General features: G+C 29.1%; 11 protein-coding genes and 2 tRNA genes. 6 read left to right on the plus strand and 7 right to left on the minus strand.

The window, feature by feature from the left end; genetic code table 11:
• From EZH24_RS04460 to tpx, 4 genes are all read right to left on the minus strand, one after another.
• Nucleotides 1–247, minus strand: a 247-nt coding sequence (locus tag EZH24_RS04460; RefSeq protein ID WP_137997919.1) for a branched-chain amino acid transporter permease, incomplete at its 3' end; no start/stop codon positions are given.
• On the minus strand, nucleotides 237–989 hold the full coding sequence (locus tag EZH24_RS04465) for an AzlC family ABC transporter permease (RefSeq protein ID WP_137997920.1): 753 nt from the start codon (nucleotides 987–989) through the stop codon (nucleotides 237–239). The genes EZH24_RS04465 and EZH24_RS04460, both read right to left, overlap by 11 nt.
• A 39-nt stretch (nucleotides 990–1,028) precedes the next feature.
• Nucleotides 1,029–1,511: a glutathione peroxidase gene (locus EZH24_RS04470; RefSeq protein WP_137997921.1), complete on the minus strand. Its 483-nt coding sequence runs from the start codon at nucleotides 1,509–1,511 to the stop codon at nucleotides 1,029–1,031.
• Nucleotides 1,512–2,003: 492 nt separating this feature from the next.
• Entirely contained in the window at nucleotides 2,004–2,501 is a 498-nt protein-coding gene (gene tpx, locus EZH24_RS04475) for a thiol peroxidase (protein ID WP_137997922.1), read from the minus strand.
• A 137-nt stretch (nucleotides 2,502–2,638) separates the two neighbouring features.
• Here tpx and EZH24_RS15295 point away from each other — a divergent pair, with 137 nt between their 5' ends.
• Nucleotides 2,639–2,773 carry a hypothetical protein gene (locus EZH24_RS15295; protein WP_272897871.1) on the plus strand — a complete coding sequence of 45 codons (135 nt, stop codon included), beginning with the start codon at nucleotides 2,639–2,641 and terminating at the stop codon, nucleotides 2,771–2,773.
• 172 nt (nucleotides 2,774–2,945) lie between these two features.
• On the opposite strand, the gene EZH24_RS04480 is transcribed toward EZH24_RS15295, so the two are convergent.
• Both EZH24_RS04480 and EZH24_RS04485 read right to left on the minus strand, forming a co-directional pair.
• The gene (locus tag EZH24_RS04480; RefSeq protein WP_137997923.1) at nucleotides 2,946–3,890 is read right to left on the minus strand and encodes a DUF2156 domain-containing protein; all 945 of its coding nucleotides are present in this window, start codon (nucleotides 3,888–3,890) and stop codon (nucleotides 2,946–2,948) included.
• Nucleotides 3,891–3,954: 64 nt separating this feature from the next.
• Nucleotides 3,955–4,509 (minus strand): flavodoxin family protein, encoded by a 555-nt coding sequence (locus EZH24_RS04485; protein ID WP_137997924.1) that lies wholly within the window; start codon nucleotides 4,507–4,509, stop codon nucleotides 3,955–3,957.
• A gap of 148 nt (nucleotides 4,510–4,657) precedes the next feature.
• Here EZH24_RS04485 and EZH24_RS04490 point away from each other — a divergent pair, with 148 nt between their 5' ends.
• Nucleotides 4,658–4,990: a winged helix-turn-helix transcriptional regulator gene (locus tag EZH24_RS04490; RefSeq protein WP_137997925.1), complete on the plus strand. Its 333-nt coding sequence runs from the start codon at nucleotides 4,658–4,660 to the stop codon at nucleotides 4,988–4,990.
• A gap of 12 nt (nucleotides 4,991–5,002) precedes the next feature.
• Here the strand turns inward: EZH24_RS04490 and EZH24_RS04495 are convergent, their stop codons facing one another.
• The gene (locus tag EZH24_RS04495; RefSeq protein WP_137997926.1) at nucleotides 5,003–5,539 is read right to left on the minus strand and encodes an SRPBCC family protein; all 537 of its coding nucleotides are present in this window, start codon (nucleotides 5,537–5,539) and stop codon (nucleotides 5,003–5,005) included.
• A gap of 116 nt (nucleotides 5,540–5,655) precedes the next feature.
• Between EZH24_RS04495 and EZH24_RS04500 the strand changes: the two genes are divergently transcribed.
• The 4 genes from EZH24_RS04500 (at nucleotide 5,656) to EZH24_RS04515 (ending at nucleotide 7,503) form a co-directional block, all read left to right on the plus strand.
• Nucleotides 5,656–5,730, plus strand: a tRNA-Ile gene (locus tag EZH24_RS04500).
• A 50-nt stretch (nucleotides 5,731–5,780) separates the two neighbouring features.
• A tRNA-Ala gene (locus EZH24_RS04505) sits at nucleotides 5,781–5,854 on the plus strand.
• A gap of 115 nt (nucleotides 5,855–5,969) precedes the next feature.
• Nucleotides 5,970–6,317 (plus strand): ankyrin repeat domain-containing protein, encoded by a 348-nt coding sequence (locus EZH24_RS04510; protein WP_137997927.1) that lies wholly within the window; start codon nucleotides 5,970–5,972, stop codon nucleotides 6,315–6,317.
• Between the two features lie 205 nt (nucleotides 6,318–6,522).
• Entirely contained in the window at nucleotides 6,523–7,503 is a 981-nt protein-coding gene (locus tag EZH24_RS04515; protein ID WP_137997928.1) for an aldo/keto reductase, read from the plus strand.
• Nucleotides 7,504–7,770 lie beyond the last annotated feature (267 nt).

The following is a 7,770-nucleotide window of genomic DNA, read 5'->3' on the forward strand; positions in this document are numbered from 1 at the left end:
TTATAACCGTAATATATAATATAGAAATTAATTCTGGAATTCCGTAAGGATATTTTACTAAATTAACATCTTTCAAACAGTAAATAACGAGCAAAGCAATCATCGAGTAGGGCATCATATCGCCTAAAAATTTTATATATTTTCTTTCGGCTATCGATTTTCTTATTATTACGAAAGGCAAAAATCTTATGATTAAAGTAGCCGCGGCTATAATTAAAGCCGTTATCAATAATTCTTTATTCGTCATTTTTATCTCTTTTATTGTTTATATTTTTATTATGTTTTTCTATATTATATATTACGGTTATAACCGCAAATATTAAAATCATAGCCAAAATTATAAAAGGATTCGTTTTAAATATCATTATAGGAACGGAACATATTAAACCGATTATTGCAGCCATTCTTCCTTTGTTTTTATCCTTATCTTTATTTTCAATCCATTGTTCTACAAATATTACTACAAATAAAGCCGTCAAAACAAAATCCAAACCTTTAGTGTTGAATTTTATAATATCTCCGAGCAGACATCCGATTAAAGTTCCGATAATCCAATAAGAATAATCCAAAAAAGAAACTAAAAATAAAAAATATTTTCTATTTATATTTTCTGGAATTTTCGCGCTATAAAGAATTGAAAAAGTTTCGTCTGTCAAAAGAAATATTAAAAAAGGTTTGAATATTCCCGTCCTTTTATATTTATTCACCATAGAAATTCCTTCAAAACTCATCCGAGCGTTTACGGTTAGAGTAAGTATAAAAGCGTATATAGGATTGAAAGGCGCTAAAAATAAATAATTTGCCGCAATATATTGCATGCTTCCGCAATAAGCCGCCAAACTCATAAATACCGCAAGCCAAGTTTCAAATCCTTTCGCTTTCATTAATATTCCGTAAGCGATTGACAAAAATAAATAACCAATCAAAACTGGAACGGTTATAGGAAAAGAATATTTTAAAGCTTTGGTAAATTCTTTTTTTCTATTCATAAAATAAATAATAAAAATAAATTTGATTTAAATTTTAAATTACTTTTTCAATAATTTTTCTATAGTTTCGTCAAGTTCTTCGGGTTTGACTCTCGAATCGAATCTGCCCGCAATTTTTCCTTTTCTATCTATTAAAAATTTTGTGAAATTCCATCTGATTTTTTCAACTCCTTCTTCGGTAGGTTTTTCGCTTTTTAAGTATTGATATAAAGGTTCTGCTTCCTTTCCGTTCACTTTTATTTTATTGAATAATTTGAATTTCACTCCGTAATTTTCTTCTCTTATTTTTAATATTTCTTCTATCGGTTCTTTTGCCTGCCCGCCGAATTGATTGCATGGAAAGTCTAAAATTTCAAAACCATCTTTTTTGTATTTTTTGTATAATTCTTGCAACGCGGGATATTGTTTTGTAAATCCGCATTTTGTCGCGGTGTTTACTATCAATAAAACTTTTCCCTCGTATTTGCTTAATTTAACATCTTTTCCGCTATAATCTTTTACGATATAATCATATACGCTCATTTTTAATTTTCTCCTATTAATAAAATTTAAAATAAAAAATATTTAAGCTATTATATTTTAATTAAAAAATTTATCAATAAATAAAATCATAATGTTTGCTTGCAATGATAAATTCAACCGTCATTGCGAACGAAGTGAAGCAATCTACAAATCAACAGAAGACTTCGCTGAGGCTAAAAACCCGCACGCTAAAGCGGGCAGACGCCGAGTGAAGCGGGTATGTTGCCAAGTCTTCCGTTGTAAAGTAAAGTTGAAAGTTAGATAACAAGGGCAGTTGCCCCTTGCGTTAACAATTCAAAGGTAAGCAAACAATTGGCAACTGCTACATTGTTATTAGGATTATTAATTAATTCTGATTGGATTACTTCGCATTAAAAATGCTCGTAATGACAAAGTCGGGCGAAGCCAAAAAATAAAAAGCGCATCTCGTAATTGAGATACGCTTTTTAAATTTCTTTTTAATTATAAAATTTATTTTCAAAATTCTTAAAATTATAAAAGAGATTTTGCAGCTTTTAACGCCGCTTCATAATCGGGTTCGTTTGTGATTTCTGGAACATATTGAACATATTTAACCGTATTGTCTTTATCCAATACAAACACTGCTCTCGTCAAAAGTTTTAATTCTTTTATAAGAGTTCCAAATTTTTTTCCGAAATCCCTTTCCGCATAATCGGACAATACTATATGCGAATTAGCGTTTGCAGCGGCGCACCATCTCGCTTGAGCGAAAGGCAAATCCAAAGAAACCGTCACAACCGTCACTCCGTTCAAATTAGCCGCTTCTTTATTGAATCTTTTAGTTTGAATATCGCATACGGGCGTGTCCAAAGAAGGCACTGACGATATAATTTTTACGGTAGAACCCGCATCCGAAAGAGACCAAGCGCTTAAATCCGTTTTTGCTCCAGTAAAATTAGGGGCTTTTGCTCCTTCCGTTAAAGCCTCTCCTTCCAAATGAACTTCTCCGCCTTGAAATGTTATTTTCATTTTTGTTTCCTCCAAAAATTAAATTAATTATTTAATGATAATAATTACTAATAATATATTATTTATAAAATAAAGTCAATATTATTGCTCTTTTTTGATTATTATCTGCCTTAATTAACGGAGGATTTTAGTTTGACATGATATTGGTGAAAATTTTGCTTGACTTTTTTCTCTTTTTTACTATCTTAAATAATGATAAAAACGACCCAACTACTAACCAACAAGAAACAGAAAATAATGGCGGAACGGGAATCAACCTAAAAGATGCATGAACTTTGACTTTCAATGACGATTATAGCGGGGCTACATTTACTCAAAACGGAGAGACAAAAACATTAACTAAAAAATAATTAAGAGGATATTAAAACTATCAATAATATCATATAATATTTATCATTATCATAATAAAGGTTTTTTTAAGCTCCTTTATTATGCGTTTTTTAATTATTTCAAACAAAATCCGCTGCATTTTTCTATATATCCAATCGGATTATAAGATAATTTCGCTTTTCTAAGTCCCAAATCTCCTACATCCTGCTCTCTATTTACGAATTTAAATCTTTCGTCTTTATTGTTTTCTAAAAAAAGTTTATTTATAGCCTGATAACTTCCTTTATAATCTCTGTCTCCTCTCTCCGAATGAACTACCATAGTGTCTCTTAAACTCAAATCGCCAATGCTGTAGGCTCTCACTTTTCCGTCTATATAAATAACTCCGCCGACTATATAGTTTATATTATCCCAATAATCGAGCAGAGTTTTTATCATAAGAATATCCGCTTCGGCTCTTATTTCATGCATGAGCAATTTATAACCGTCAAAAGTTTCGCAGTCTTCGGTTGCCATCGCGTTTGCGAAATTATTTTGCATCTCGTCCATTTCCCATTTATTTTCAAATTCAAATATTTCTTTAACCATGCTTCTGTCAATAGGTTTGTATTCAAAATTATTTTTAATAAATTGATTATAAAGATTTTTTTTGTTATGGAATTTTCTTCCGCTTAAATTCATTAATTCGTTATAGTCGTATAAATATTCCCATTCGTCTCTGCTTTCTTTTATTTTTATATTTATTTTTTCTTCCCAATGTTTAGCAAGCTCTTTCGGAACTCTTATTATACTTTCGTTCTCTCCAATCATATCGCATAAACAATTTTCTTTACAAAAATTATGCTTAAACCAATCTCCTACTGGCGCCCAATAAATAGTGTAAGGCGAACGCTGTCTTATCCAAACCAAATCTTCCGTAAAAGCCCATTCGAGCATATAAATATCTTTAAGCCCGAATAAATTTATAAATGTGTAGTCCGCCGACTGAACGGGAGTTATCGAAAAGTATTTATGATATAATTCTTGTTTTTCTAATGTTATCGGTTCAAAATTAAGCATCGATTATCCTTTTTATATAATATGATATTATATCTTTAAATTAATTTATTGTAAATTATTATATTTACAATATGGACGAACCAATATCAAAAGCTTTACTTAAAACCTCTTTGCCTTTTATATCGCCTACTCTCATAACTCCTCCAGCAAATAAATATCCTAAATCTTTCCAACCTAAATAATTTAATAAAGATTTATAATAATGAATAACGGGTTCAAAATTATCCTTATCGTCTCCTTCAGCTGCCATAAGCATAAAACATTCTTTATATGGCGTTTTATAATCAGGGTCTATTTCAGTTACGGCAAATATTCTATCTATTGCTGTTTTTAATTGAGCGCTAAAAGCCCAATAATACATAGGCGAAGCCAAAACTAATATATCCGCTTCTTTATAATGCGGGTATATTTTTAACATATCGTCTTTTTGAGTGCATGGACTTTCTGGGTCTTTGCCTCCGCCTAAACAACCTTTGCATCCGTTTATATTCATGAAGTGCAAATCAAATCTTATTACTTTATGCCCCTTGCTTTCCGCTCCTTCCGTAAATTTCTCTATAAGAGAATATGTGTTTCCGTTTATTCTTGGGCTTCCGTTTAATATCAATATCTTTTTCATTTTATATCTCCTTGAAAATTTTAATTATATAATAGTTTTATATTGATATTATTATTTTAATATTATATAATACTAATATCAAGAACTTACAAAAAAGTTAGATACTATAATAAAGTAGAGTGATAAACTTTACATATGGAAAAATTTTATGAATAAAGAAATATTAAAAGAAAAATATATTGAAAATACTGGTTTTGCCTATACTATGTCGTTAATAGCTGGAAAATATAAAATGATTATATTATATCTTTTGGCAGAATTAGGGATAATAAGGTATAACGAACTAAAAAGAATAATCGGAAAAATATCTTATAAAACTTTAAGTTTATCTTTAAAAGAATTAGAGAAAGACAATTTAATTATAAGAAAAGAATATCCTCAAATACCTCCGAAGGTAGAATATAGTTTATCAAAAATTGGAAAATCTTTAATTCCTATATTAGACGCTATATGCATATGGGGAGAAAAGAACAAAAAATAATTTTTTAATTTGCTATTTTTTATTCTTTCTAATAAATCTTTTTATATTTTTAAAAAATTCGCCTTTGCCGTTTTCGTCTCTTAATATATATTTTAACATAAATCTTAAATAAGGATGATAAATATACATGGTTTCTTTTATAGTCATTTTAGTTTTATTATTCGAAAAATCTTCGAGAATATAAGTCCATAAAGTAACGCCTTCGTCTTCCGATTTGAATATTGATATTTCCGATATTTTTTCATTTTCAATTCTGCGAACTTCCGTCAACTCTTGATAGATTTTTCTTTTTTTATAAGTTTGCATTATTTTTATTTTTTCGTTTCCTATTCTTTCCGTTTTCACTTGATATAAATATTTTACCCAATTAGGATAATTTTTATAATCCGTTAAAAATTGAAATAATTCGTTTTTAGCGATATTTATAATTTGAGTTTTTTCTTTTGTGAATGACGGAGGAATTCTTTTTCCTATTATAGACGGAGCGATTAGCATTATTCCCATCAATATTAGAGGCATTATTACGAATATTGGAACTATATAAAGCATTATTTTCCTTATTTTTTAGGTTGTTTTAGCCGTTTTTTCTTAAAATTTTGCTTGTAAAAAATTTGCTATTTTTTTTAATATATGTTATATTATAGCATATTAAAAATTAAATAAAAGGGTCTGTAGCTCAGATGGTTTAGAGCGTTCGACTGATAATCGAAAGGTCGGTGGTTCAATTCCTCCCAGACCCAAACGGATTCTTTTATAGAGATTTTTTATAGATTTTTAAGAATTCGAATTCGGGGGTTTAGCTCAGTTTGGGAGAGCGGCTGTTTTGCAAGCAGTAGGTCGTGGGTTCGATCCCCATAACCTCCACATTGAAAACGATTTTTAAGATATTGAAAAATATTTTAAAAGTCGTTTTATTTTTTACGATATTATTCTTATAAGTATTTTAAAATTAAAAACATTTTTAAGGAGAAAAATTATTATGAATAGAAAATTTTTATTATATATTTTTATTATTCTTTCTTTATTCGTTTTTCAAAGTTCGTTTGTATTCGCTTTGAATCAAGATGAAGAAACGCTTTTGGACGCATCGATTTTTGGCGATGACGATATTGTGGAAAAAATATTGGAAAAAAATATCGATGTTAATATTCAAGACGATGTCGGAAATACCGCTTTAATTTTAGCCGCTATGGAAGGACATACAAAAGTTGTGGCTTTACTGCTTCAATCGGACGCCGACAAATCAATCGTAAACAAACATGGCAATAACGCTTTATTTTACGCAAGGCAAAGAAATCATAGAAATGTGATTAAATTATTGGAATAACTAACAATAATTTTAATTGTTTTAAATTATATCGTTTAATTCTATACTTTTAAAGCATTGCTAGATATAAACAAAAAGTATTTGACTAAAAGAGATTTGATATTAAAATAAAATTAATTCAAATAAAAATTGAAAATTATATATTGACTCTGGAGTTAACTCCAATGTTATAATATTAATAAAATAAATTAATGGAGTTTTAAAAATGTTATACAAAAAATTAGGAAAAACGAATATTGAAGTTTCGGCAATCGGTTTGGGTTGCATGGGAATGAGCGCTTCTTACGGATTCCCTGACGACAAAGAAAGTCATGCCGTTTTGGAAAAAGCGATAGAACTTGGAATCAATTTTTTTGATACCGCCGACATTTATGGAAACGGAGTAAACGAAGAATTGATTTCAAAAGTTTTAACGCGTCATAGAGACAAAGTTATTATAGCGTCAAAATTCGGTTTTAGAGTAAACGATAAAGGCGAAAATTATTTGGACGCTTCTCCAAAATGGCTTAAAATAGCAATTGAAAATAGTTTGAAAAGATTAAAAACGGAAACAATAGATTTATATTATGTTCATAGGCTCGATAAAAATGTTCCCGTTGAAGAAACAATTGGCGCGATGTCCGATTTGGTTAAAGAAGGAAGAATAAAATATATTGGTTTGAGCGAATGTTCCGCCGAAGATTTGAAAAAAGCCAATTTAATTTGCGAAATTACCGCTCTTCAAAGCGAATATTCTATAATGATGCGAGATGTCGAAAAAGAAATTCTTCCGCTAACTAAAGAACTTGGAATTTCCTTTATTCCTTTCGCTCCTTTGGGACGCGGAATAATAACGAATAAATTCGATATTAAAACCGTTCCGCAAAATGATTTTAGAATTCGTTTGCCAAGATATCAAGGAGAACATTTGGAAAATAATTTGAATCTTGCAAAAGAATTTGAAGAATATGCGAAAAGTAAAAATACTACGGCATCCGCTCTCGCTCTCGCTTGGGTAATCGCAAGGGCTGACAATATCATTCCAATTCCTGGAACTAAAAAAATAAAATATTTGGAAGAAAATATAAAAGCCGTAGACTTAAAAATAACGGAAGATGATTTTAAACAAATAGACAATATTTTAAATAAATATCCTAATATTGGCGAAAGATATTCGAGCAGAGAAAATAGTTTTTTGAAGAAATAATTTAAGTTTTAATAACTCAAATTAAATCATAAAATATTTTAGATTTAAAACGGTTTATATTTAAACAGTGTAAGCCGTTTTATTTTAGATTGTTTTGATTTGTAAAACAAATCTCGCAATGACAATAAATTTTTATAAATTAAACTATTGACATATTTTTTAATTCATGCTATATTTCACTTAAATTAATTAAAGTTAATTATTATGAATGATTTAATTATGATTAAATACTATAAATTAGCATACTATAATTTCGTTAAGCAAAGC

Origin of the sequence: Brachyspira catarrhinii, assembly GCF_005518285.1 — a bacterium.
Taxonomy (GTDB): domain Bacteria; phylum Spirochaetota; class Brachyspiria; order Brachyspirales; family Brachyspiraceae; genus Brachyspira; species Brachyspira catarrhinii.

What these genes read in the sequence shown, in the direction of transcription:
- EZH24_RS04465 (WP_137997920.1), bottom strand. Translation starts at nt 989, where the DNA reads ATGAATAGAAAAAAAGAATTTACCAAAGCTTTAAAATATTCTTTTCCT.
- EZH24_RS04470 (WP_137997921.1), bottom strand. Translation starts at nt 1,511, where the DNA reads ATGAGCGTATATGATTATATCGTAAAAGATTATAGCGGAAAAGATGTT.
- tpx (WP_137997922.1), bottom strand. Translation starts at nt 2,501, where the DNA reads ATGAAAATAACATTTCAAGGCGGAGAAGTTCATTTGGAAGGAGAGGCT.
- EZH24_RS15295 (WP_272897871.1), top strand. Translation starts at nt 2,639, where the DNA reads ATGATATTGGTGAAAATTTTGCTTGACTTTTTTCTCTTTTTTACTATC.
- EZH24_RS04480 (WP_137997923.1), bottom strand. Translation starts at nt 3,890, where the DNA reads ATGCTTAATTTTGAACCGATAACATTAGAAAAACAAGAATTATATCAT.
- EZH24_RS04485 (WP_137997924.1), bottom strand. Translation starts at nt 4,509, where the DNA reads ATGAAAAAGATATTGATATTAAACGGAAGCCCAAGAATAAACGGAAAC.
- EZH24_RS04490 (WP_137997925.1), top strand. Translation starts at nt 4,658, where the DNA reads ATGAATAAAGAAATATTAAAAGAAAAATATATTGAAAATACTGGTTTT.
- EZH24_RS04495 (WP_137997926.1), bottom strand. Translation starts at nt 5,539, where the DNA reads ATGCTTTATATAGTTCCAATATTCGTAATAATGCCTCTAATATTGATG.
- EZH24_RS04510 (WP_137997927.1), top strand. Translation starts at nt 5,970, where the DNA reads ATGAATAGAAAATTTTTATTATATATTTTTATTATTCTTTCTTTATTC.
- EZH24_RS04515 (WP_137997928.1), top strand. Translation starts at nt 6,523, where the DNA reads ATGTTATACAAAAAATTAGGAAAAACGAATATTGAAGTTTCGGCAATC.